26 protein-coding genes are annotated in these 23,465 nt (G+C 67.6%); 10 read left to right on the top strand and 16 right to left on the bottom strand.

Going from position 1 to position 23,465, the window contains the following annotated elements; genetic code table 11:
• Positions 1 to 17: 17 nt before the first annotated feature.
• From ACI3KT_RS12345 to ACI3KT_RS12320, 6 genes are read right to left on the bottom strand one after another with little or no spacing between them, the layout of a single operon-like run.
• Positions 18 to 530: a hypothetical protein gene (locus ACI3KT_RS12345; protein WP_307297705.1), complete on the bottom strand. Its 513-nt coding sequence runs from the start codon at positions 528 to 530 to the stop codon at positions 18 to 20.
• Positions 527 to 1,786: a DUF58 domain-containing protein gene (locus ACI3KT_RS12340; RefSeq protein ID WP_404904538.1), complete on the bottom strand. Its 1,260-nt coding sequence runs from the start codon at positions 1,784 to 1,786 to the stop codon at positions 527 to 529. The genes ACI3KT_RS12345 and ACI3KT_RS12340 overlap by 4 nt, the downstream gene beginning before the upstream one ends.
• Entirely contained in the window at positions 1,783 to 2,748 is a 966-nt protein-coding gene (locus ACI3KT_RS12335) for a MoxR family ATPase (RefSeq protein WP_292908289.1), read from the bottom strand. Before ACI3KT_RS12335 ends, ACI3KT_RS12340 begins: the two co-directional genes overlap by 4 nt.
• Positions 2,745 to 3,212, bottom strand: a complete 468-nt coding sequence (locus ACI3KT_RS12330; protein WP_404904536.1) for a hypothetical protein — start codon at positions 3,210 to 3,212, stop codon at positions 2,745 to 2,747. Before ACI3KT_RS12330 ends, ACI3KT_RS12335 begins: the two co-directional genes overlap by 4 nt.
• Entirely contained in the window at positions 3,209 to 3,943 is a 735-nt protein-coding gene (locus ACI3KT_RS12325) for a DUF4129 domain-containing protein (RefSeq protein ID WP_404904534.1), read from the bottom strand. Before ACI3KT_RS12325 ends, ACI3KT_RS12330 begins: the two co-directional genes overlap by 4 nt.
• A gap of 9 nt (positions 3,944 to 3,952) precedes the next feature.
• The gene (locus ACI3KT_RS12320) at positions 3,953 to 4,408 is read right to left on the bottom strand and encodes a MarR family winged helix-turn-helix transcriptional regulator (RefSeq protein WP_404904533.1); all 456 of its coding nucleotides are present in this window, start codon (positions 4,406 to 4,408) and stop codon (positions 3,953 to 3,955) included.
• Positions 4,409 to 4,452: 44 nt separating this feature from the next.
• Here ACI3KT_RS12320 and ACI3KT_RS12315 point away from each other — a divergent pair, with 44 nt between their 5' ends.
• The gene (locus tag ACI3KT_RS12315) at positions 4,453 to 4,695 is read left to right on the top strand and encodes a hypothetical protein (RefSeq protein ID WP_404904531.1); all 243 of its coding nucleotides are present in this window, start codon (positions 4,453 to 4,455) and stop codon (positions 4,693 to 4,695) included.
• 13 nt (positions 4,696 to 4,708) lie between these two features.
• Here ACI3KT_RS12315 and ACI3KT_RS12310 read toward each other — a convergent pair whose 3' ends face one another.
• Both ACI3KT_RS12310 and uvrB read right to left on the bottom strand, forming a co-directional pair.
• A complete protein-coding gene (locus ACI3KT_RS12310) occupies positions 4,709 to 5,041 on the bottom strand; it encodes a TfoX/Sxy family protein (RefSeq protein WP_292908279.1) in 333 nt (110 codons plus the stop codon).
• Between the two features lie 16 nt (positions 5,042 to 5,057).
• Positions 5,058 to 7,130, bottom strand: coding sequence for an excinuclease ABC subunit UvrB (gene uvrB, locus ACI3KT_RS12305; protein WP_292908277.1), 2,073 nt, complete (start codon positions 7,128 to 7,130; stop codon positions 5,058 to 5,060).
• Positions 7,131 to 7,188: 58 nt separating this feature from the next.
• Between uvrB and ACI3KT_RS12300 the strand changes: the two genes are divergently transcribed.
• Entirely contained in the window at positions 7,189 to 7,797 is a 609-nt protein-coding gene (locus tag ACI3KT_RS12300) for a DUF4126 domain-containing protein (RefSeq protein ID WP_404904529.1), read from the top strand.
• Here the strand turns inward: ACI3KT_RS12300 and ACI3KT_RS12295 are convergent.
• The 4 genes from ACI3KT_RS12295 to rpsA form a co-directional block, all read right to left on the bottom strand.
• Positions 7,776 to 8,561, bottom strand: a complete 786-nt coding sequence (locus ACI3KT_RS12295) for a GNAT family N-acetyltransferase (RefSeq protein ID WP_404904528.1) — start codon at positions 8,559 to 8,561, stop codon at positions 7,776 to 7,778. The two genes, ACI3KT_RS12300 and ACI3KT_RS12295, sit on opposite strands and share 22 nt — an antisense overlap.
• A gap of 35 nt (positions 8,562 to 8,596) precedes the next feature.
• Positions 8,597 to 9,808, bottom strand: a complete 1,212-nt coding sequence (locus ACI3KT_RS12290) for an MFS transporter (protein WP_404904526.1) — start codon at positions 9,806 to 9,808, stop codon at positions 8,597 to 8,599.
• Positions 9,805 to 10,404, bottom strand: coding sequence for a dephospho-CoA kinase (gene coaE / locus ACI3KT_RS12285; RefSeq protein WP_404904524.1), 600 nt, complete (start codon positions 10,402 to 10,404; stop codon positions 9,805 to 9,807). The genes ACI3KT_RS12290 and coaE overlap by 4 nt, the downstream gene beginning before the upstream one ends.
• 94 nt (positions 10,405 to 10,498) lie before the next feature.
• Positions 10,499 to 11,953 carry a 30S ribosomal protein S1 gene (rpsA, locus tag ACI3KT_RS12280; protein WP_292908269.1) on the bottom strand — a complete coding sequence of 485 codons (1,455 nt, stop codon included), beginning with the start codon at positions 11,951 to 11,953 and terminating at the stop codon, positions 10,499 to 10,501.
• A 210-nt stretch (positions 11,954 to 12,163) separates the two neighbouring features.
• On the opposite strand from rpsA, the gene ACI3KT_RS12275 reads away from it, so the two are divergent.
• Positions 12,164 to 13,093 carry a 5'-3' exonuclease H3TH domain-containing protein gene (locus tag ACI3KT_RS12275; RefSeq protein WP_404904522.1) on the top strand — a complete coding sequence of 310 codons (930 nt, stop codon included), beginning with the start codon at positions 12,164 to 12,166 and terminating at the stop codon, positions 13,091 to 13,093.
• Between the two features lies 1 nt (position 13,094).
• Here the strand turns inward: ACI3KT_RS12275 and ACI3KT_RS12270 are convergent, their stop codons facing one another.
• Positions 13,095 to 14,081 carry a PHP domain-containing protein gene (locus ACI3KT_RS12270; protein WP_404904520.1) on the bottom strand — a complete coding sequence of 329 codons (987 nt, stop codon included), beginning with the start codon at positions 14,079 to 14,081 and terminating at the stop codon, positions 13,095 to 13,097.
• 7 nt (positions 14,082 to 14,088) lie between these two features.
• A complete protein-coding gene (gene trpD, locus ACI3KT_RS12265; protein ID WP_292908263.1) occupies positions 14,089 to 15,153 on the bottom strand; it encodes an anthranilate phosphoribosyltransferase in 1,065 nt (354 codons plus the stop codon).
• Between the two features lie 232 nt (positions 15,154 to 15,385).
• On the opposite strand from trpD, the gene ACI3KT_RS12260 reads away from it, so the two are divergent.
• The 7 genes from ACI3KT_RS12260 to ACI3KT_RS12230 all read left to right on the top strand — a co-directional run bounded on the left by ACI3KT_RS12260 (position 15,386) and on the right by ACI3KT_RS12230 (position 21,217).
• Positions 15,386 to 16,000 carry a heme-copper oxidase subunit III gene (locus ACI3KT_RS12260; RefSeq protein ID WP_404904657.1) on the top strand — a complete coding sequence of 205 codons (615 nt, stop codon included), beginning with the start codon at positions 15,386 to 15,388 and terminating at the stop codon, positions 15,998 to 16,000.
• A gap of 20 nt (positions 16,001 to 16,020) precedes the next feature.
• Positions 16,021 to 16,824, top strand: a complete 804-nt coding sequence (locus tag ACI3KT_RS12255) for a c-type cytochrome (RefSeq protein WP_307297738.1) — start codon at positions 16,021 to 16,023, stop codon at positions 16,822 to 16,824.
• Positions 16,825 to 16,860: 36 nt separating this feature from the next.
• Positions 16,861 to 17,937, top strand: coding sequence for a ubiquinol-cytochrome c reductase iron-sulfur subunit (locus ACI3KT_RS12250; RefSeq protein WP_292908257.1), 1,077 nt, complete (start codon positions 16,861 to 16,863; stop codon positions 17,935 to 17,937).
• Complete coding sequence (locus tag ACI3KT_RS12245; protein WP_292908255.1) at positions 17,934 to 19,748, top strand: cytochrome bc complex cytochrome b subunit; 1,815 nt, start codon at positions 17,934 to 17,936, stop codon at positions 19,746 to 19,748. The genes ACI3KT_RS12250 and ACI3KT_RS12245 overlap by 4 nt, the downstream gene beginning before the upstream one ends.
• A gap of 70 nt (positions 19,749 to 19,818) precedes the next feature.
• Positions 19,819 to 20,223 carry a RidA family protein gene (locus tag ACI3KT_RS12240; protein ID WP_404904518.1) on the top strand — a complete coding sequence of 135 codons (405 nt, stop codon included), beginning with the start codon at positions 19,819 to 19,821 and terminating at the stop codon, positions 20,221 to 20,223.
• The gene (locus ACI3KT_RS12235; protein WP_404904517.1) at positions 20,220 to 20,756 is read left to right on the top strand and encodes a GNAT family N-acetyltransferase; all 537 of its coding nucleotides are present in this window, start codon (positions 20,220 to 20,222) and stop codon (positions 20,754 to 20,756) included. Before ACI3KT_RS12240 ends, ACI3KT_RS12235 begins: the two co-directional genes overlap by 4 nt.
• Positions 20,757 to 20,797: 41 nt before the next feature.
• Positions 20,798 to 21,217: a rhodanese-like domain-containing protein gene (locus tag ACI3KT_RS12230; protein WP_292908249.1), complete on the top strand. Its 420-nt coding sequence runs from the start codon at positions 20,798 to 20,800 to the stop codon at positions 21,215 to 21,217.
• A 77-nt stretch (positions 21,218 to 21,294) separates the two neighbouring features.
• Here the strand turns inward: ACI3KT_RS12230 and ACI3KT_RS12225 are convergent, their stop codons facing one another.
• Complete coding sequence (locus ACI3KT_RS12225; RefSeq protein WP_292908247.1) at positions 21,295 to 21,729, bottom strand: cytochrome c oxidase subunit 4; 435 nt, start codon at positions 21,727 to 21,729, stop codon at positions 21,295 to 21,297.
• Between the two features lie 3 nt (positions 21,730 to 21,732).
• Complete coding sequence (gene ctaD, locus ACI3KT_RS12220; RefSeq protein ID WP_292908245.1) at positions 21,733 to 23,463, bottom strand: cytochrome c oxidase subunit I; 1,731 nt, start codon at positions 23,461 to 23,463, stop codon at positions 21,733 to 21,735.
• Between the last annotated feature and the right edge of the window lie 2 nt (positions 23,464 to 23,465).

The raw sequence follows: 23,465 nt of genomic DNA, 5'->3' as shown, positions 1-23,465 counted from the left end.
GACATTGGCTCCGCTGCTCACTTCTCCTCGCCTGTCGAGCCCACGATCAGCACGACGGTGAGCGTGACCAGCGCCGCCGCACCAGCGACGACGACCCACGGCGCCTCGACGATTTCGCGCGCAGATCCCAGCATGACGAGGAGCGTCAATGGCTGGGCGATCGCCTGCACGACCAGGAAGCGGAGCGCCGTCGGCCTCAGAGCCCTGAGCACGATGCGAGCGCGGACCGGGACGACGAGGATCAGCGTCGTCAGGATGTGGATCAGATGCACGACGAGCACGGCGATCATCGCGCGGCCCGGATCAGGGCCGGCGATCAGCATCCCGATGACGAAGCACGCCACCGACCCCCATGCTGCGAACGACTGCGGCAGGACGACGGCGAGCACGCCCAGCAGCACCGCCGCGACGGACCAGCCGACCAGCGGAGTGAGTGTGACGGCGCCGGCGCCCACGACCACGACCAGCGCCACCCGCAGCGCGAGCCAAGAGACGGCAGCGCCGGTCGTGACGGTGTCGTTGGCCCTCATCTCCTGCTCCTCGCCGCTGCACGCAACTCGGCCGCAGCCTCATCGGACCACAGGATGACGTCGACGCCCGCCCCTCGGAGGTCGCCGAATATGTTCTCCCGCTCGGCGAGCACGACGCGCAGCGCGATGAGCTGCGTCTTCGTCAGCCGGGCGAGGTCCAGATCGGGCAGCACATCGACCGCCACCACGCGATGCCCGCCGGCTCGCCACATCATCGCGGTCTGCGCCGCCGCGCCCTCGAAGAACGTGGAGAGCACATAGATCACTGAGCCGTGCGCAACGTGCGGCGTCCGCCGGAAACGCGCGTCCTCGCCGGCCTGGCCGATCGCGGCGATGGTCGTCTCCAGCCGGGCGAGATGCCGCGCCCCGCCGCCGCTGCGCAGCGAACGGCCGCCGTACACGAGCACGTGCAGCGCCACTCTGTCGCCCTCGCCGATCGCGGCGGCGGCGATCGCTCCGGCGGCCTGGCGTGCGCGATCGAGCGAGGTGACGCCGCTGCGCTCGAAGTCGCCGGTTCCCCACGATGCCACGACCGTCCCCAGATCCTCCGCCGTGTCCATCGCGATCACCACCGAGGCTTCGCTGAGGGCGGTGGTCCGTCGCACCAGGAGATCGCCCGGTCGACGCGCGAGGCGCGCGGTCGCGCGCCAGTCCACACGCCGGAGCTCGTCGCCCGGCGCGAACGGATGGATGTCCCGGAAGTCACCGCCCTGACCGGGGCGGCGCCCCTCGTGGGCGCCGTGCAGCCCGGTCAGGGTGCGCGGCACCGGCACGACATCGAGGCCCTGACGAGGCGGGGCGATGCTGCGCGCCGCGACGGTGGGCCTGGATGCAGGAAAGAGCAGGGCGCCGTCACCCGACACCCCGCGCGCCACGGCCTGTACGGCCAGGATCGGTCCGGAGTGCAGCACCCTGCTGCGGGCGATGATCGATCCGCCCGATGCTGGCACGATCAGCCGTCGGGTCCGCCGCTGTGCCTGCACGAGGACCAGTTCCACGGCATCCGCCGCGCTGTCGACCTCGATCGCCGTCCTGACCTCGCCCTCGCCGCCGGGCATCGGGCTGAACGTCATGACGACGTCAGCGCGGCGCCGCGCCTGCCTGATCATGAGAGCGCTCCATGTCGCCAGCGGAAGGCCCATGGCGGCGATGTCGGGGCGAGAGGCGAACAGTCCCACCGCGCCCAGCACCACGGCCGCTCCGATCGCGATCACGAAAGCGGGACCCGCGCGTCCGTGCGGCGAGGCCTCAGTCATCCGAGCGCCCTGACGGTCGGCGGCACGGCGACGCGCGACACCACTCCCGCGACGATGTCGGCGGCGGAGATCCCCTGCGCCCAGGCCTGCGGGGTCAGCGTGAGCCTGTGGGCCAGAACCGGGACGGCGATGCGCTTGATGTCGTCCGGGCGGACGAAGTCGCGGCCGTCGAGGGCGGCGAGTGCTCGACCGAGCAGCAGCAGTCCGAGCGAGCCGCGGGGCGACGCGCCGACTTCGACGTTCGATGCTGTGCGCGTCTCGCGGGTGAGTTCGACGCAGTAGCGCGCGATGTCGGGATCGACGCGGATCGCCTCGACCTCGCGTTGCAGCTCGAGCAGTCGCTGAGGGTCGAGCACGGGTGCGACAGTCGTCGCCTCCTGCTGCCTGGCCACGCGGTTCAGCAGGATCTGCGTCTCGCCACCGGGACCCGGGTACCCCACCGACAGTCGCACCAGGAATCGGTCGAGCTGTGCTTCGGGGAGCGCGTAGGTCCCCTCGTACTCGATCGGGTTCGAGGTGGCGATGATGTGAAAGGGAGGCTCGAGAGCGAAGCTGTTTCCCTCGACCGTGACCTGCCGTTCGGCCATGGCCTCGAGCATCGCTGACTGGGTCTTCGGCGTGGTTCGGTTGATCTCGTCGGCCAGCAGGAGCCCGGTGAAGATCGGACCGGGGCGGAAGACGAAGTCTCCACTGTCCGGAGCGTAGACGTAGGATCCGGTGACGTCACCGGGGAGCATGTCGGGCGTGCACTGCAGTCGACGGAAAGAGAGGCCGAGGGCGGCCGCGAGGCTCCGTGCGGCCAAGGTCTTGCCGAGGCCGGGTACATCCTCGAAGAGCACGTGTCCGCCGGCGAGCACGGTCGCGAGCGCGATCTCCAGCGGATCGTCCATCCCGACGACCACGGTGCGGACAGCGGCGAGGATCTGCGCGCCGGTCTCGGCGATCGCGGCGGGGTTCGTCATTTCTTCTCCTTGGTCGGCGAAAGGCGGTCGATGGCGTCGAGGGCTCGTTCGACGGCGGCGATCGATGTGTTCTGTCCGGCGAGCCTGTCCCAGACGTCGCCTCCGGGCACGGCGTCACGGCGCGCTCGATCCGCCGGATCGTCGGGATCTATCCCCATGCCCTGAAGGCGGTGGCGCAGGATGCTGCGCACACGCCGCGTGACGCGTTCTCCGGCGAGCCCCGTGCGGGCGTTCAGCGCCCACGCCATGCGCGAGATCTCGGTGGCCCGACGCTCGCGATCCGCGGGGACGTGCGGAGCATCCGCGCCTGGTTCGACCGGGAGCGCGAGCTGCGGGAGCAGCGCAACCGCGCCACCTGCCAGAGCCCATCCGATCGCGAACGGGAGCTCGACCCCGAGCGCAGAGAGGACGACCGTCGCGCCTGCAGCAGCGACGGCGACGAACGAGGTCTTCCACCAGCTCATCGCCAGCCCACCTCGATGTTCTTCAGAGCCGCCCTGGCGACGGCTCGGTCGTCTTCGAGCGCCGGGTGCCCGCCGAAGCGCACACGCTCGTACAGGCGCAGAAGCGTCTCGGCCTCAGCCGTGATCCCCGCCCTACGCGTGATGATGCGCACGGCGAACTCCCCCGGGGTCTCGCTCGCGCCGCGCACCAGTCCGGCATCCGCCGCGCTCTCCTCGAGCCCGACCCAGGCGGCGACGATGGCGTCTTCGGGGAGCGGGCGTTCGTCGATCTCGCGCAGCGCCCCGGCGATGCCCCGTTGGATCGCGGCTGCGATGACCTCGGGTTCGGGGTCGACCGACGCGTGCACGATGGCGAGTCCGACCTCGTCGCCGTCGCGACGGCGCAGCGGGCGATCGTGCCAGGCTCCGACGAGAGTTCTGACGAGCAGCACGATCAGCACGATCACACCGACGCCGACGAGCACCACGAGGATTCCCAGGATGACTGCACCGAGCAGCTCGGTCACCGGGTTCGGCGGCAGAGGCTCCGGCGTGGGTGTGCCACTCGCCCCGGGCAATACGGGCATCGTCTCGAGTGGCCGCGGTTCAGGAGTCCCTCCGATCGGATGGATGCGCGCAGCGCCCTGCATCGCGGCAGCGATCATCACGATCAGGAACAGAGCGACGACGGCGAAAAGCAGTCCCCCGCGCCACACGACGGCCCGTTCGGGGCTCGATCCGTGGCGTCGCATCCCCTCACCCTAAGGCGTGCGCACGGGCTCCGAACTCCTCCTGCCCGCGAACGCGGACAACCCGTCTCGCAGTGTCGCGATCTGGTCGACGCCCATGCCGACGGCCGCCATCACCTGGTGCGGGACGTCGACTGCACGCTCGCGCAGGCGCGACCCGGCATCGGCCAGCATGATGTCGAGTCGACGTTCGTCATCGACGCTGCGCTGCCGGACTACGAGCCCGTCGGCTTCGAGCCGCTTGACGAGCGGTGAGGCCGTGCCGGGTTCCATGGCGAGATCTGCAGCGAGGTCGTTCAGCGTGCGAGGGGCGCGCTCCCAGAGCGCGAGCATCACGAGGTACTGCGGGTGCGTGAGCCCGAGGGGCTCGAGGATGGGCCGGTAGATCGCCACCACATTTCGTGCCGCAGTCACCACCGCGAAGCAGAGCTGGTTCTCGAGCTTGAGGAGATCATCGGATGCCGTCACCGCTCGAGTATATCTAGACACTAATCGTTAGTACACTAATGAACATGGCCACTGCTTCCGACCGCCCTCCGCTTCGCGCCCGCATTCGCGAGGCGGGCGGTTTCTACTCCTGGTTCAACGCGAATCTGGTCCGGCTCGCGGGTCCGGCGTCCGTCGGCCCATACGAGAAGACCCCGCCCCCGAGCAACGAGGAACGAGCGGAGCGCGCGTGCCCGCTCTGCGGCGCACCGATGACGCAGCACGAGATCGATCGCTCAGGACCCAAGACCCTCGTGTACTGCCCCTGACGCCGAGAAAACCTCAGGCCTGAGCGAGTCCGTCCTCGCGCGCGACATCGAGCCAGAACATCAGATCCGAGTCATCCGCCACTGCGGACGCCTCGACGTCGAGCCAGCGAGGACTCATCGTCTTCGCTCCCATCACGGCTGGGGACACGCCCGGCCGCGTCATCAGAGCCGCACCATGCTCCGCCGACACCCGCACGAGCAACGTGCCGCCCTTCCGTGCGCCGACAAGGATGCTGCCCTCGACCAGAAACGCGCGGCTGCCGAACATGCGACGCTCCTCGATCTCCGGGTCCGTTCCGAGAAGGGCGCGGACACGGTCCGCGAGCTCCTCCCCCGCAGCATCCATCAGCGGGCGACCATGATCAGGCGTGACCTGCGCGCTCCATGGCGCGCAGCTCCTTCTTGAGATCCTGCACCTCGTCACGCAGCCGGGCCGCGAGTTCGAACTTCAACTCACCAGCCGCAGCCAGCATCTGGTCGGAGAGGTCCTGGATCGTCGCTTCGAGCTGCTGGGCGCCCTCTGCGGCGATTCCGGTGCGGCGGAGGTTGGGTGTGGGCGACTTGCCCTTGCCGCTCGCCCGACCACGGCTCGACATCATGTCGGCGGTGTCGGCGCCCTCGCGGGCGAGCACTTCCGTGATATCCGCGATCCGTTTGCGCAGCGGCTGCGGATCGATGCCCTTCTCGAGGTTGTACGCCACCTGCTTCTCGCGACGTCGATCGGTCTCTTCGATCGCCTTCGCCATCGAGTCCGTGATCCGATCGGCGTACATGTGCACCTCACCCGACACGTTTCGCGCCGCGCGACCGATCGTCTGGATCAGGGACGTTCCCGACCGGAGGAAGCCCTCCTTGTCGGCATCGAGGATGGCGACCAGCGACACCTCAGGTAGATCGAGACCCTCGCGCAGGAGATTGATGCCCACGAGCACGTCGTAGACCCCGGCGCGGAGTTCGCTGAGCAGCTCGACTCGGCGCAGCGTGTCGACGTCGGAGTGCAGATATCGCACGCGCACGCCGTGTTCGCCGAGGAAGTCGGTGAGCTCCTCGGCCATCTTCTTGGTGAGCGTGGTGACGAGGATGCGCTCGTCTTTCTCGACCCGGATGCGGATCTCTTCCAGGAGGTCGTCGATCTGCCCCTTCGAGGGCTTCACGATGATGTGCGGGTCGACGAGGCCCGTCGGGCGGATGATCTGCTCGACGACGCCGTCGGCGATGCCCATCTCGTACTTGCCCGGCGTCGCCGAGAGATAGACGGTCTGCCCGATGCGGTTCTTGAACTCGTCCCAGCGCAGCGGCCGGTTGTCCATCGCGCTCGGAAGGCGGAATCCGTGCTCCACGAGAGTGCGCTTGCGGGAGGCGTCTCCCTCGTACATCGCGCCGATCTGCGGAACTGTGACGTGCGACTCGTCGATCACGAGCAGGAAGTCGTCGGGGAAGAAGTCGAGCAGCGTGTGCGGCGGTTCACCGGGCGCGCGCCCGTCCATGTGTCGCGAGTAATTCTCGATGCCCGAGCAGAAACCGAGCTGCTGCAGCATCTCGAGGTCGAAGGTGGTGCGCATGCGCAGACGCTGCGCCTCGAGCAGCTTGCCCTGCTTCTCGAACTCCGCGAGCCGCTCTTCGAGCTCTGCCTCGATCGTGCCGATCGACCGCTGGATCACGTCGGTGCCCGCCACGTAATGCGACGCGGGGAAGATCGGCACCGAGTCGAGCTTCTCGATCACCTCGCCGGTGAGCGGGTGCAGCGAGTACAGCGCCTCGATCTCGTCGCCGAACAGCTCGATCCGGATCGCGTGCTCCTCGTACACCGGGATGATCTCGATGGTGTCGCCGCGGACCCGGAAGTTACCGCGGGAGAAGTCGACGTCGTTGCGGTTGTACTGCATCGCGATGAACTGGCGGATCAGCGCGTCGCGGTCGTAGCGCTCCCCCACCTGCAGTGCGACCATGGCCCGCAGGTACTCCTCCGGCGCGCCGAGGCCATAGATGCAGGACACAGTGGAGACGACCACGACGTCGCGCCTGCTCAACAGCGAGTTGGTGGTCGAGTGCCGCAGCCGCTCGACCTCCGAGTTGATCGAGGAGTCCTTCTCGATGAAGGTGTCGGTCTGCGGGACGTAGGCCTCTGGCTGGTAGTAGTCGTAGTACGAGACGAAGTACTCGACCGCGTTGTTCGGCATGAGCTCACGGAACTCGTTCGCGAGCTGCGCGGCGAGGGTCTTGTTGTGGGCGAGCACGAGGGTCGGTCGCTGCACCTGCTCGACGAGCCACGCCGTCGTCGCCGACTTTCCGGTGCCGGTCGCGCCGAGCAGGACGACGTCGGTCTCACCTGCGTTGATGCGTGCCGCGAGGTCGGCGATGGCCTGCGGCTGGTCGCCGGCGGGCTCGTACTCGCTGATGACCTCGAAGGGACGGACACTGCGCGTGGGTTGCATACCTCCAGCGTAGGCGGGGCCGCAGACATCGAGGCCGGATGCCGCCTAGTCTGGGGGCGTGATCGAGTTCATCATCGGCACCAGCCTCTCGGCATCCGCCGGCCTCAACGCCTGGATGCCCCTGTTCCTGCTCGGTCTCGCCGACCGGTTCCTCCCCGCGGTGCAGCTGCCCGGGGGCTGGTCCTGGCTGTCCAGCGACCTCGCGCTCTGGATCGTCGGGGCGCTGCTGCTCTTCGAGATCGTCGCGGACAAGATCCCGGCTCTCGACTCCATGAACGACGTCGTCCAGAGCATCCTCCGTCCCGCTTCCGGAGGCATCGCGTTCGGCGCCGGCGCGAGCGCGCAGACCGTCGCGGTCGACGACCCCGCGTCGTTCTTCTCCACCAACGCCTGGGTGCCCGTCGTGATCGGCATCGCGATCGCGCTCGTCGTGCACATCACGAAGGCTACGGCCCGCGTCGCGGCGAACGCGACGACCGCGGGGCTCGCCGCCCCTGTGCTCAGCACGGTCGAGGACGGCGCCTCGTTCCTGCTGGCAGCCGCCGCGATCGTCATCCCCGGCGTCGCAGCGCTCCTGCTGGTCGGTTTCGTCGTCCTCGTGGTCGTCGTGGTGCGCCGGCGCTCATCACGACGGCGGGCCGCCGCTCAGGCGCGGGTCCACACGTAAGGCGTCGTGGTCGAGACCTTGACCAGGCCTGCGCGTTCGAGGATGGGACGGGAGAACTCGGTGGAGTCGGACTGCAGGTAGCGCGTGCCGCGCGCCAGCGCCGATCGCGCGCGCTCCGCCGTCAGCGCCCGGTAGATGCCGCGCCCGCGCCAGCCGGGTTCCGTGGCGCCTCCCCAGAGTCCGGCGAAATCGGTGCCGGCGGCCGGTTCTAGACGCCCTGCGCTGACCACTGCGCCATCCGCGACCGCGATCCACAGCTCCGCCGTGTCGTCGCGACGGAGGCGCTCGATGAGCGACTCCGCCCGCGAGCGCCAGTCCGGATCATCGAACACCCGGCCCTGCATCTCCCCCGCGGCGAGCACCTCATCGTCCGTCGTCGCACGCCGGATCGCGACCCCGACCGGCAGCTCGACGTGCTGGGCGAGCAGCGAGGCCTCTCCGATCATGATCGATTCAGGGTCCTCTGGCGCGAACCCGCGGGAGACGAGCGCTTCGTGGAGGCCGGCGGCGACATCGTGCCCTCGGGTCTTCCACTCGACCGAGGCCACCTCGGGTCGGTCACGGAAATGCTCGACCGCGGCGTCGACGAGCGCGCCGAGGCCCACCGCATCCGCTCCGCCGAGATCCGCATAGGTGACGAAACCTCGACGCCCGTCGAAGACCGCAAGGTGCAGGGGGCCGTACCTGCGCAGCTCCGACGCGTGCGCCGTCTCTGGTCCCGTCCTGAGCTGGGCGTCGTAGGCGTCGAGGAATCCATGCTGCATACGCTCAACTCTGTCAGAGCTCAGGCGCTCTGCCCTCACGTCCAGCCGCTCGGCTCGGCGCGCAGAGCCGTCGCCGCGACGAAGGCGGCGGCTGCGCACATCACGAGGACCGTCCCGACGAACCATGGCCAGCCGGCAGACCCGAACACGAGCCCGAGAGCCCAACCGAACAGACTGGATCCTGCGTAGTAGCCGAAGTAGTACAGCGACGATGCCTGAGACCGGCTCTCCGGTGGGGCCGCGGCCGGTGTCCAGCCGGATGCCACGGCGTGCGCGCCGAAGAAGCCCGCAGTGAAGAGGAGAAGCCCTGCCAGCACGATGGCGGCGAGCGGAGCGAGCATCAGCACCGCACCCGCGCTCATGATCGCGATGGAGCCGAGCAGTACGGGGTACCTGCCTCTCGACGATGCGAGAAGTCCCGCCCACGGCGAGGAGACCGTGCCGGCGAGGTAGGCGAGGAAGAGCAGGGTCACCAGCCACGCAGGCAGCAGGAACGGTGCGGCAGCGAGGTGGAAGCCCAGGTAGTTGTACACCGCGACGAACGCGCCCATCAGCAGGAAACCCTGCGCGTAGAGGGCGAGCTGCTGCGGGGACCGCAATGGGGCGAGCAGGCGCGAGCGGATGCCGGGGCCGCCCGCCGTGCGCAGCCGACCGGGCACGAATCCTCGTGCCCGCGGGGCGAGCCAGAGGAACAGCGCGGCCGACACCGCGCACAGCGCGCCCGCGATCCACACGCCGGTACGCCAATCGGAGAGGTCGGCCACTACGCCCGAGACCACGCGACCGAGCAGCCCGCCGACGGTGGTTCCCGCGATATAGCTCCCGGCAGCGGCGGCCGCATGTCTGCGCGACACCTCTTCATTCAAGTACACCAGAGCCACGGCGGGCACAGCGCCGAGTGCCACACCCTCGGCGAAACGGAGCACCAGGAGCACGGCGATCTCCTGGCTGAACGGCGCGGCGAGACCGAGAACGGTCGCGGCGAGGATGCCGACGGCCATCGCCGGCACCCGTCCCGCCCGGTCGGCCACGACCGACCACGGGATCACGGCTGCCGCGAGGCCGAGCGTCGCCGCCGAGACCGCCAGCGCCGCGGTCGCCGGTCCGACGTCCAGATCCGCGGCGATCTGCGGCAGCACCGCCTGCGGCGAGTAGAGCTGGGCGAATGTCGCGATCCCCGCGAAGAAGAGGCCGAGGATCAGGCGACGGTACTCCCGGGAATCCGGGGTGTGGCCCGAGAACGTCACTGCGCGCGGATCCGCTCCCAGAGCGCGTCCACCTGCTCGAGCGTGTTCGCCAGGGTTCCGGCGGTGTCGATCACCGCGTCCGCGATCGCGAGTCGGCGTGCGTCCGGCACCTGCGCGTCGATCCTCGCCTGAGCCGCGGCGTGATCCATGCCGCGCAGTTCGACGAGACGGCGCAGACGCTCGGGGGCCGGCGCGTGGGCGACGACGATGAGATCCCAGGGGTCGTCGACCCGGGCCTCGACCAGCAACGGCACGTCATAGACCACCACGGTGTCCGGATCGTTCCGGAACGCCTCATCGAATCGGCGCTGGGATTCGGCGCGCACAGCCGGATGCACGATGCCGTTCAAGGCGGCGAGCCGATCCGGTTCGCCGAACACCTTCGCCCCCAGCGCCGCCCGGTCCAGCGTCCCGTCGTCCGCGATGACGTCCGCGCCGAACTCGTCCGCGATACGCGTCAGCACCGGGGTACCCGGGGCCTGCACCTCTCGGACGAGCGCGTCGGCGTCGACGATGACGGCGCCGTGCTCCGCGAGACGCCGGGCGATGGTCGACTTCCCCGAGGCGATGCCGCCGGTGAGAGCGATGAGTGGCATGCCTTCCATCCTGGCACGCGCCGAGGCCCGTCTCGGCGGACATGCAGAACGGGCCGCCATCCCGAAGGATGACGGCCCGTTCAGGGTGAGATGCTTACGCGTTGCCGCCCGAGAGCTTCTCGCGCAGAGCCGCGAGAGCCTCGTCGTCGGCGAGCGTGCCGGCACCGGTCGCCTCGCTGGAGAAGGTCTGGCCGCCGAAGTCGGCGCCCGCCTCTGCCTCAGCCTCGGCCGCCTTGACGACCTGAGCCTTGTGGGCCTCCCAGCGAGCCTGAGCCGCTGCGTACTCCTGCTCCCAAGCCTCGCGCTGAGCGTCGAAGCCTTCCTTCCAGGCACCCGTCTCGGCGTCGAAGCCCTCCGGGTACTTGTACTCGCCGTTCTCGTCGTACTCCGCGAGCATGCCGTACAGCGCCGGGTCGAACTCGGTGCCGTTGGGGTCGACCGACTCGTTCGCCTGCTTGAGCGAGAGCGAGATGCGGCGACGCTCGAGGTCGATGTCGATGACCTTGACGAAGACCTCTTCGCCGACGGAGACGACCTGCTCGGCCAGCTCGACGTGCTTGCTGGAGAGCTCGGAGATGTGGACGAGGCCCTCGATGCCGTCTGCGACGCGCACGAACGCGCCGAACGGAACGAGCTTGGTGACCTTACCCGGCGTGACCTGACCGATCGCGTGGGTGCGGGCGAAGACCTGCCACGGGTCCTCCTGCGTCGCCTTCAGCGACAGGGAGACGCGCTCGCGGTCGAGATCGACCTCGAGGATCTCGACGGTGACCTCCTGGCCGACCTCGACGACCTCGGAGGCGTGCTCGATGTGCTTCCAGGACAGCTCGGAGACGTGCACGAGGCCGTCCACGCCGCCCAGGTCGACGAACGCACCGAAGTTGACGATCGACGAGACGACGCCCTTGCGGACCTGACCCTTGTGCAGGTTGTTCAGGAACGTGGTGCGCGACTCCGACTGCGTCTGCTCGAGCAGCGCGCGGCGGCTGAGCACGACGTTGTTGCGGTTCTTGTCGAGCTCGAGGATCTTGGCCTCGATCTCCTGGCCGAGGTACGGCGTGAGGTCGCGGACGCGACGCAGCTCGATGAGCGAGGCCGGAAGGAAGCCGCGGAGGCCGATGTCGACGATGAGGCCGCCCTTGACGACCTCGATGACGGTACCGGTGACGACGCCGTCGTTCTCCTTGATCTTCTCGACGTCTCCCCAGGCGCGCTCGTACTGTGCGCGCTTCTTGGAGAGGATCAGGCGGCCTTCCTTGTCCTCCTTCTGGAGAACGAGAGCCTCGACCTCGTCGCCGACCTTGACGACCTCGTTGGGGTCGACGTCGTGCTTGATGGAGAGCTCGCGCGAGGGGATGACACCCTCGGTCTTGTACCCGACGTCGAGCAGAACCTCATCGCGGTCGATCTTGACGATCGTGCCTTCGATGATGTCGCCGTCGTTGAAGAACTTCAGGGTCTTCTCGACCGCGGCCAGGAAGTCCTCAGCAGATCCGATGTCGTTGATGGCGACCTGCTTGGTGGCCGGGGCGGTCGTTGCGGTAGTCATGTAGTGGGTTGTCCTTGTTGAATGGAGACTCGGGCTGTGGGGCAACGGACGCGCACGTCCGACGGCATGCATCACAGCGGTTGGATTTGGTTGCTACGTCACGAGGGCACGCATAGGCCTGCCACGAGTGACAGTTCAGGCTACCAGATATCGCGGGGGCGTGGACAAGCGGATGCTGCGCGCATCCGGCTCCGTGTCAGACTGTGGTCCGTGACCGAACGTCTGATGCTGCTCGACACCGCCTCGCTCTACTTCCGCGCGTTCTACGGAGTGCCCGACAAGGTCACAGCGCCCGACGGCTCCCCCATCAACGCCGCTCGCGGACTGCTCGACATCATCGCGAAGCTGATCACCCTGTACCACCCCACGCATGTCGTGGCCTGTTGGGATGACGACTGGCGCCCGCAGTGGCGAGTCGACCTGATCCCCAGCTACAAGACGCATCGGGTGGTCGAGGTGGTCGAGGTCGGACCGGACATCGAAGAGGTCCCGGACCCCCTCGAGGCGCAGCTCCCCCTGATCCGCGAGACCCTCGGTCTCCTGGGCATTCCGATCGTCGGCGTCCTCGCTCACGAGGCGGATGACGTCATCGGAACGCTCGCGACCAAGTCGACCATCCCGGTCGACATCGTGACCGGCGATCGCGACCTGTTCCAGCTCGTCGACGACGCGCGCGACGTGCGGGTCGTCTACACGGCCCGCGGCATGAGCAACCTCGAGGTCGTGACGGATGCCGTGGTCGTCGCGAAATACGGGGTCCTGCCCTCGCAGTACGCAGACTTCGCGACCATGCGCGGCGATGCATCCGACGGCCTCCCGGGCGTCGCGGGCGTCGGCGAGAAGACTGCGGCGACACTCCTGCAGGCGCACGGCGATCTAGCCGGCATCCGCGCCGCTGCCGAGGCAGGCGAGGGCATGAGCGCCGGCGTGCGGGCGAAGATCCAGGCCTCCTCCGCCTATCTCGACGTCGCCCCGACGGTGGTCGAGGTCGCGAAGTCGCTCGAGGTCGAGCCGCCGTCCGTCGGGCTGCGCCCGCTCGATCCGGCGGAGGCGGATGCCGCGACCGCCCTGGCCGAGAAGTGGAACCTGGGCGGATCGATGACGCGCGCCATCGCCGCGGTCGCCACGATCGGAGAGTGAGTCAGTCGGCCCAGGCGAGCAGACGCTCCAGCCCCCAGGTGGTGACGATCCGGCTCGCGGGCACTCCCACCCGCTCCGCCCGTTGAGCGCCGTGGTCGAGCAGTGAGAGCTGCCCTGGCGCGTGCGCGTCGGAGTCGATCGAGAACAGGCACCCGGCGTCGAGAGCGATCGCGATCAGCTCGTCGGGCGGGTCCTGTCGCTCCGGACGGGAGTTGATCTCGACCGCGACGCCGTTCTCGGCGCACGCGGCGAAGACGGCGGCGGCGTCGAACTGCGAGGGAGGCCGCGTGCCTCGATCGCCTTCGACGAGTCGTCCGGTGCAGTGCCCGAGGACGTTCACGCGCGGGTTCTGCACCGCCGCGATCATCCGCGCCGTCATCGGACGCGACTCCATCCGCAGGTGTGAATGCACGGAGGCGACGACGACGTCCAGTTCGGAGAGGAGCTCGTCGTCCTGGTCGAGTGCTCCGTCGTCGAGGATGTCGACCTCGATGCCTGCGAGCATCGAGAAGCCGTCGCCGGACTCGGCGCGCACGAGCGGGATCTGCGAGCGCAGTCGCTCGGCCGAGAGCCCGCGCGCGACGCGCAACCGCGGTGAATGATCGGTGACGGCCTGATACTCGTGTCCGAGGGCACGAGCCGCCGCGGCCATCACCGAGATCGAGGTCGTCCCGTCCGACCAATCGGTGTGGGCGTGGAGGTCGCCGCGGAGAGCCGGACGCAGCGTCGAGGCGATCTCGGGTTCGACGTCTCCCCGCAACTCGACCAGGTAGGTCGGAATGATCCCTGACTGCGCTTCGCGGATCACGGCGAAGGTGGACTCGCCGATCCCCTTGACCGCTCTGAGCCTGGTGGCGTCGTCCTTCACGTCGTCAGGCAGATCCTGGAACGCGGCGGCTGCGACGCGGAACGCCTTCGCCCGATACCGGGACGCCCGCTCGCGCTCCAGCAGCGAGGCGATCTCGAGCAGCGCGTCTACGGGTTCCACGGCATCCTCAGGCCGAAGCCAGCTCCCGGCTCACGCCGATCCATTCGTCGAGCTTCGCCACGGCGCGGCCGTCGTCGACAGCAGCCGCCGCACGCTCATAGCCTTCACGCAGTCGATCGAGGATCGGACGCTGCACCTGCCCTGCATCCCGCGAGAGCTCGAAGGCGACGATGCCTGCCGCGGCGTTCAGCAGCACGATGTCGCGCACCGCTCCCTTCTCACCCTCGAGCGTGCGACGCAGGACCTGCGCGTTGTGCGCGGGAGAGCCGCCGATCAGATCGGACAGCTCGGCGAGCGGGATGCCGAGGTCGCGGGGGTCGAGGTCGTGCTCGTGGATGTCACCGCGCGTGACCTCCCAGATCCGGCTGTGGCCGGTCGTGGTGAGTTCATCGAGGCCGTCATCGCCGCGGAAGACGAGGGCGGTGGCGCCGCGGGTGCGGAACACGCCCGTGATCAATGGCACCCGCTCGATCTGCGCCACGCCTACCGCGTTCGCCTCGGCTCGCGCCGGATTGCACAGCGGACCGAGCATGTTGAAGACCGTGGGCACTCCGAGCTCCGCGCGCACGGCGCCCGCGTGCTTGAACCCCGGGTGGAAGGCTCCTGCCCATGCGAAGGTGATGCCGGTGCGGTCGAGGATGGTCGCGACCGCTGCGGGGTCGAGCGTCAGTTCGAGACCGAGCGCGCCGAGCACGTCGGAGGATCCGGACGCCGAGCTCGCCGCTCTGTTGCCGTGCTTCACCACGGGGATGCCGGTGGCGCCGATGATCACGGCCGCCGTGGTCGAGACGTTCACCGTGCCGACACGATCTCCGCCGGTTCCGACGATGTCGAGCACGTCCGGCGAGACGGGCAGAGGCACGGCGGCCTCGAGGATCGCGTCACGGAAGCCGACGATCTCGTCGATCGTCTCGCCCTTGGCACGAAGGGCGACGAGGAATCCCGCCAGCTGCGCTTCCGAGACCTCACCCTGCATGATGCGGCGCATGGCCCAAGTCGACTCCCACACGCTGAGATCGCGCCGCTCCAGAAGGGTCGTGAGCAGGTCGGACCAGGTCAGGGAATCAGCCATGTGTGCGATCCTATCGGCGTCGAGAAAACGTGCAGTCCGTTCACCGTGACCGCGAGGCGAGACGGTGTCCGGCGATTTCCCGCGGATTCACCGCCGATTCGCAGGCTTTTCTTAGGGTCTCCTAAGTGCACGAGAGGCAAAACCAGGCGCTCCGGTGCAAGAATCACCCCTGCGGATCGGCCATAATGGAGGAGTGACGACCTCAGCGACGTATGCCCCGGCGGCGAGAACGATCAAGCGGCCCAATCCGGTAGCTGTCGGAACCATTGTGTGGCTCGGCAGTGAAGTGATGTTCTTCGCGGGACTCTTCGCGATCTACTTCACCCTGCGCAGCACCTCCCCTGAACTGTGGGCGGCGCGCACGGAGCTGCTGAACGTTCCCTACGCCTTCGTCAACACGGCGATCCTGGTCTTCTCCTCGTTCACGTGCCAGATGGGCGTGTTCGCCGCAGAGGACCTGCAGCCGTACCGTATCGCCAAGGGCGAGAAGAACGCCGCTGGCCGTCGCCGCCTCTTCGGATGGGGCATGGTCGAGTGGTTCTTCCTCACCTTCGCTCTGGGCGCGATCTTCGTGTCCGGTCAGGTCTGGGAGTACGCGCAGCTCGTCGCAGAGGGCATGCCCATCAGCGCCGACTCCTACGCCTCGGCCTTCTACCTGACGACCGGCTTCCATGCCCTGCACGTCACCGGCGGCCTGGTCGCGTTCCTCCTCGTCATCGGACGCGCCTACGCCGTCAAGAACTTCCGGCACAAGGAGGCGACGTCCTCGATCGTGGTGTCCTACTACTGGCACTTCGTCGACGTGGTCTGGATCGTGCTGTTCGTCGTTATCTACTTCCTGAAATAAGAGCGGAGCTGATCCCCGAGATGGCACGAGAGAAGAAGCGCCGTTCCTCCGGCCGCCGTAGCCCCCTGGCCGCGGCAGCCCTGATCGGAGCAGGCCTCATGATCACGGGCGCGGTGTACGCAGGCGCCTCGGCGGCGTTCGCGTCGACCGACACCCAGGCGGCTGCGGCATCCACGCTGACGGTCGAAGACGGCGAGAAGCTGTTCACCGCCAACTGCGCCACCTGCCACGGCCTCGATCTGCAGGGCACGGCCAACGGACCGAGCCTCTACGGAGTCGGCGAGCTCGCCGCGGAGTTCCAGCTCTCGACGGGACGCATGCCGCTGCAGATGCAGGGACCGCAGGCCCCGCAGAAGAAGCCGCAGTTCACCGAGGAGCAGATCCTCGCGATCTCCTCGTACATCCAGTCCGAGGCGCCTGGCCCGACCTTCCCCGAGGACAGGATCCTCGATGGGGAGGGCGATGTGGCTCATGGCGCAGAGCTGTTCCGTGTCAACTGCGCGATGTGCCACAACGTGGCGGCAGCCGGCGGCGCACTCACCGAGGGCAAGTACGCCCCGGCGCTCACGGAGACCAGCGCGCTGCACATGTACGCCGCCATGGTCACGGGCCCCCAGAACATGCCGGTCTTCGGCAACATGAACCTGTCGGACGAGGACAAGCGCGACATCATCTCGGCACTGCTCTTCCAGCAGCAGTCCGTGCAGATCGGCGGCGCGTCGCTCGGGTCTCTCGGACCCGTGTCGGAGGGCCTGTTCGTGTGGATCTTCGGCATCGGCGCCCTGGTCGCCATCACCGTGTGGATCACGGCGAAGTCCAACTGACGCTTAATCATCGAAGAGGAACGTACGAGGAGCACCATGGCACACGACGACGACTCGCAGGCTCTTGACAGGGCCTACCAGCCCTCTCCGGGGCTGGGTGTCGCAGTCAGCGATCCCGTGCAGAACCCCGGGCTGCCGCCGCACCGCGAGCGGATGACCGACAAGGACCCGCGCGCCGAGAAGGCTGCTGTCCGCACCGTCTACACGCTGTTCTACCTGTCTCTCGCCGGAAGCATCTGGGCGGTCGCCGCTTACATGCTGTTCCCGATCGAGAGCGGCGCGCTGATCGACATCCGCCAGAACAACCTCTTCATCGGTCTCGGCATCGCCCTTGCGCTGCTCGCTCTCGGTCTCGGCGCCATTCACTGGTCGAAGGCTCTGATGAGCGACAAGGAGCACATCGAGTACCGTCACCCCACTCGTGGCAAGGACTCGACCCGTGAGGCGGCCATCAAGGCGTTCGCCGACGCGAACGAGGAGTCCGGCTTCGGACGACGCACGATGATCCGCAACTCGCTGTTCGCCGCAGTCGTGGCATCGATCATTCCGGGGGTCACTCTGTTCCGCGGTCTCGCACCGCACTCCACCCCGGAGGACCCCACAGCGGGAGATCCCGTGGTCCTGTTGAAGCAGACCATGTGGGACAAGGGACAGCGCCTGGTGCGCGACCCCGACGGCACCCCGATCCGCGCGGCGGACGTCACCCTCGGGTCGGCTTTCCACGTCATCCCGGAGGATCTCGCCGAGCTCAGCCACCACGACGGCTACCTCGAGGAGAAGGCGAAGGCGATCGTGCTCATGATGCGCCTGCGTCCCGAGCAGCTCACCGAAGCCGAGGACCGCAAGGACTGGTCCTACGACGGCATCGTCGCCTATTCGAAGGTGTGCACGCACGTGGGCTGCCCTGTCGCCCTGTACGAGCAGCAGACGCACCACCTCCTCTGCCCCTGCCACCAGTCGCAGTTCGATGTGACGGATCACGCCAAGGTCATCTTCGGCCCGGCTGCACGTCCGCTGCCTCAGCTGCCCATCACCGTCGACGACGAGGGCTACCTCATCGCACGCAGTGACTTCACCGAGCCCGTCGGCCCGAGCTTCTGGGAGCGCCATTGAGCACCGCAACGCTGTCCAAGGACGAGCAGGACACCAAGGCACCCCTTGGCGGCCGCTTCGTCGGTGCTGCGTCGAACTACATCGACGAGCGCACCAGCCTCTCCGGCTTCGTCAAGGAGCTCGGCCGCAAGATCTTCCCCGATCACTGGTCCTTCATGCTGGGCGAGATCGCCCTGTGGAGCTTCGTCGCCGTGTTCCTCTCCGGAACCTTCCTGACGTTCTTCTTCGAGGCCTCGATGGTGGAGACGCATTACACCGGCGCTTACGCGCCCATGCGCGGCATCGAGATGTCCGCCGCACTCGAGTCGTCGCTGAACATCTCGTTCGACCTGCGCGGTGGCCTTCTGGTGCGCCAGATCCACCACTGGGCCGCACTCGTGTTCGTCGCCGGTATCGGTGTGCACATGCTCCGCGTGTTCTTCACCGGCGCGTTCCGCAAGCCCCGCGAGCTCAACTGGGTGATCGGCTTCGTGCTGTTCGTCCTGGCGATGGCTGAGGGCTTCACCGGCTACTCTCTCCCCGACGACCTGCTCTCGGGCAACGGCCTGCGCATCATCGACGGCATGGTCAAGGGCATCCCGCTCATCGGCACCTGGACCTCGTTCCTGCTCTTCGGCGGCGAGTTCCCCGGCACCGCGATCGTCGGTCGTCTCTACACGCTGCACATCCTGCTGCTGCCGCTGCTCGTGATCGGCCTCATCGTCGTGCACCTCATGCTGATGATCGTCAACAAGCACACGCAGTTCGCCGGCCCCGGCCGTACGAACGACAACGTCGTGGGCTACCCGATGATGCCGGTCTACATGTCGAAGATGGGCGGTTACCTGTTCATCGTGTTCGGCACGATCGTCCTGATCGCCACGTTCTTCCAGATCAACCCGATCTGGAACTACGGACCGTACGACCCGTCCCCCGTCTCGGCGGGAACGCAGCCCGACTGGTACATCGGATTCGCGGACGGCGCGCTGCGCCTTGCTCCGTCGAACCTCGACATCGTGTTCCTCGACCGCACCTGGTCGTTCGGCATCCTGCTTCCGCTCGTCGTCCTCGGCCTGTTCATCGTGCTCGTGGCCCTCTACCCGTTCATCGAGGCGTGGGTCACCGGAGACAAGCGGGAGCACCACCTCGCACAGCGCCCGCGCAACGCGGCGACGCGCACGGGAATCGGCGTGGCCGGAGTCATCTTCTACGCGGTGCTGTGGGCTGCCGCCTCGTCCGACCTCATCGCCACGCACTTCATGCTGACGATGGAAGGCGTGATCCACACGCTCCAGGCTCTGCTGATCATCGGCCCGGTGCTCGGCTACTTCGTCGCCAAGCGCATCGCGATCGCTCTGCAGAAGAAGGACCGCGAGATCGTCCTGCACGGCTACGAATCCGGTCGCATCGTGCGCCTCCCCGGTGGCGAGTTCATCGAGGTGCACCAGCCGGTCGACACGTACGACCGCTGGAAGCTCATCGACGTCGACGGCTATGAGCCCCTCGTGGTCCGCCCCAACGACAAGGGCCGCATCCCGTGGACGCAGAACCTGCGCTCCGCGATCTCGCGCTGGTTCTACGAAGACCGTCTCGCCCCGCTCACGCAGGCGGAGATCGACGAGGCCGACTCCCACCAGCACCATGTCACGGCTCAGAACGAAGAGACCGAGGCCGCCGAGATCCAGGGCGCGCACGAGCGCGCCGGCTTCCCGGACGCTCCGCTGTCACCGGGTGAAGAGACCCATATCGATGAGACGCCGAACACCCCCAGTTCGGTGATCGCCACCGAGCCGGTCAAGAAGCCCCGCAAGAAGTCGGACGACGGCGAGTAGTCTCGCCGCTGTCCGGAAGGCCCCGTTTCGACTCGCTCGAGACGGGGTCTTCTTTCGTTATCCTCGAGAGGTGTCGTCCGTCGTACAGCTGATCCGTTCCTCCGCCCTGGCCGATGCGCCGTATGCGAGTGCAGCCACGGCACCACCGGCGTCTCGGCTGATCTTCCTCGCCGGCGCCTGCCCTCTCGACGACGACGGGCAGACGGTGGCGCCCCATGACTATGCGGCACAGGCAGCTCGCTGCGTGGAGACGCTGAGCACCGCATTGGAGGCCGCCGGTGCGACGCTGACGGACATCATCAGCACGCGAGTGCTGGTCGCCTCCGCCGACCGCGCCGACCTCGTCACCGCCTGGGATGTCGTGCACACCGCTTTCAGGGACCACGAGGTTCCCAGCACCCTGCTCGGAGTGACGGTACTGGGCTATCCCGACCAGCTCGTCGAGATCGAGGCGGTCGCGGCGGTGGCGGTGTGAGCGTCGTCATCCGTCCCGCGTCAACGGGTGACTACCCCGCGACCGAGCGTATCGAGGCGATCGCCGACACCGCGTTCGTCGATCGCTTCTCCCCGGCGGACTGGCCTGGGCCGACCAGTGCCGAAGACCGAGCATCCGCTCCTGGTTTCGTCCTCGTGGCCGAGGATCTGGACAGCCTCACGCCGATCGGGTTCGTTCAGGTGCTCGAGATCGAGGATCACGCGCATCTGGAGCAGCTCTCCGTGCTTCCCTCGCATTCACGGCGCGGACACGGTCGCCGCCTCATCGACGCGGCGCGCGACGAAGCGGCTCGGCGGGGGCACGCGCAGATCACTCTGCGCACCTATGCCGACGTGCCGTGGAACGGACCGTTCTACGAGACATGCGGCTTCGTTCCCTCTGAACCGGATACGAACTTCCTGCGCTCGCTGGTCTATGTGGAACAGGCTCTCGGACTCATGGCCCACGGCCGCCGCATCCAGATGACCGCAACTCTCCCCCGCTGGCAGGATTCCACCGATCCCCGACGGTAATGGGAGACGCGTGCCCAAAGCCTCAGATCTAGGCTGAATGCATGATCGAACGCACCGACTACTACGCAGCCAAGCTCGCCTACGAGACGGATGCCAGTGACGTCCACGCCGCTCGCAAGGCGGGCGAGAGCATCTACGTCATCGATGTACGATCCGACGAGGCCTGGGCTCAGGGGCGCGTCGCAGGCGCGATCCACATGCACTACAGCGAGATCGCCGCCCGCGCTCCCCTCGAGATCCCCGAAGACGCCGAGGTCGTCGTGTACTGCTGGAGCCCCGGATGCAACGCCGGCGCCAAAGGGGCACTGGAGTTCGCCAAGCTCGGGTATGCCGTCCGTGAGATGATCGGAGGCTTCGAATACTGGGTGCGCGAGGGCTACCCCGTCGAAGACGCCGACGGGGTGCACCGACGCCCTGTCGACCCGCTCACCGGCATCGCCCGGGTACGCACTCGCGCGTGACGGCACCGGTCCCACAGGCCCGTTCAGCATAGGAAAAGGGCCCCTGCCGAAGCAGGGGCCCTTTTCGTCGCCTCACATCAGCGGGCGAAGTTGCCTCGGTAGTACTCGTACACCCAGCCCACGATCGCGACGACGAAGATCGCCAGTCCGATCGGAAGCAGGAAGTGCCCGACGGCCAGACCGATGATGAACACGGCCGCCGATCCGGCGAGCACGAGCGGCCACCAGGACCACGGGCTGAACTCACCGAGCTCCGGGTCGCCGTCATCGATGTCAGCGGTCAGGATATCCTCGGGCAGTTCGCCACCCTGTGCAGAGTGCGTGCGGTCGAGGTAGAACGCGATCATCGCGCCCATGAAGGCCGAGAAGAACAGGGCGACCGTACCGACCCATTCGATCTGGTTCACGAGCGGGAGGTCGGGGTGGGCCAGAATGTTCCAGCCCGTGTAGATCACGCCGATCAGGGCGAAGAACGCGGTGAGGATCCACCAGAGGATGACGTTGTCGCGCATGTCTCAGTGCACCTCTCGCTCGGCGCCGGCGACAGGGTAGTCGGCGGCTTCCGGGTGGTTCAGGTCGAAGGCGGGACGCTCGCTGCGGATACGCGGGATCGACGTGAAGTTGTGGCGCGGCGGCGGGCAGCTGGTCGCCCATTCGAGCGAACCGCCATAGCCCCACGGGTCGTTGACCGTGACCTTGGGCGCCTTGCGCGCCGTGATCCACACGTTCAGGAAGAACGGCAGCATCGACGCGCCGAGGATGATCGCACCGATCGTCGACACCTGGTTCTGCCACGTGAAGTTGTCGTAGGACGAGTAGTCCGCGTAGCGGCGCACCATGCCCTCGACGCCCAGCCAGTGCTGGATGAGGAACGTCATGTGGAAGCCGATGAACAGCATCCAGAAGTGGATGTAGCCGAGACGCTCGTTGAGCATCCGTCCGGTCCACTTGGGCCACCAGAAGTAGAAGCCGGCGAACATCGCGAACACGACGGTGCCGAACACCACGTAGTGGAAGTGCGCGACGACGAAGTACGAGTCCGAGAGCGCGAAGTCCAGCGGCGGGGCCGCGAGGATCACGCCGGTCAGACCGCCGAACACGAACGAGACGAGGAAGCCGAGGGCGAAGACCATCGGAGTCTCGAACGTGACCGATCCGCGCCAAAGTGTGCCGATCCAGTTGAAGATCTTCACGCCCGTCGGAACGGCGATGAGCATCGTCATGACCGCGAAGAAGGGCAGCAGCACCGAGCCGGTGACGTACATGTGGTGAGCCCACACCGCGACCGACAGCGCCGCGATCGCGATCGTCGCGTAGACGAGGGTCTTGTACCCGAAGATCGGCTTGCGGCTGAAGACCGGGAAGATCTCGGACACGATGCCGAAGAACGGCAGCGCGATGATGTACACCTCGGGGTGGCCGAAGAACCAGAACAGGTGCTGCCACAGCAGCACGCCGCCGTTCGCCGGGTCGTAGATGTGCGCGCCCAGCACACGGTCGGCGCCGGCGGCGAAGATCGCCGCCGCCAGCACGGGGAACGCCATGAGGATCAGGAGGCTCGTGATGAGCGTGTTCCACGAGAAGATCGGCATGCGCCACATGGTCATGCCCGGTGCACGCATGGTGATGACCGTGGTGATGAAGTTCACCGCGCCGAGGATCGTTCCGAAACCGGAGATTCCCAGACCCAGCATCCACAGGTTCCCACCCGCGCCGGGCGAGAACGAGGCGCTTGCGAGCGGCTGATAGGCGAACCATCCGAACGAGGCCGCACCCTGGGGCGTGAGGAAGCCGGCGACCGCGATGGTCGAGCCGAACAGGAACAGCCAGAAGGCGAAGGCGTTCAGACGAGGGAACGCGACGTCGGGAGCGCCGATCTGCAGCGGCAGGATGGCGTTGGCGAAGCCGGCGAACAGCGGCGTCGCGAACATCAGCAGCATGATCGTGCCATGCATCGTGAACAGCTGGTTGTACTGCTCCTTGGTGGGGACGATCTGCATCCCCGGAGCGAACAGCTCGGCGCGGATGATCAGAGCCATCACGCCACCGAGGAGGAAGAACAGCACCGAGGCGATGAGGTACATGTACCCGATCGTCTTGTGGTCGGTGGAGGTGATCCACTTGACGACGATGTTGCCCTTCTGCTCGACGCGCGAGGAGCTCATGAGAGCGGCCTGGCGCGCGGGCAGGGTCGTCGGTCGGGAGTGGGAGGCCTCGTCGGTGCGGGGTGCTTCAGTGGTCGACATGG

It is taken from the genome of Microbacterium sp. ZW T6_19 (assembly GCF_044987465.1).
Lineage (GTDB): Bacteria > Actinomycetota > Actinomycetes > Actinomycetales > Microbacteriaceae > Microbacterium > Microbacterium natoriense_A.
Note: the sequence above shows the minus strand (reverse complement) of the source record. Positions and strands in the feature narration are given on the sequence as shown.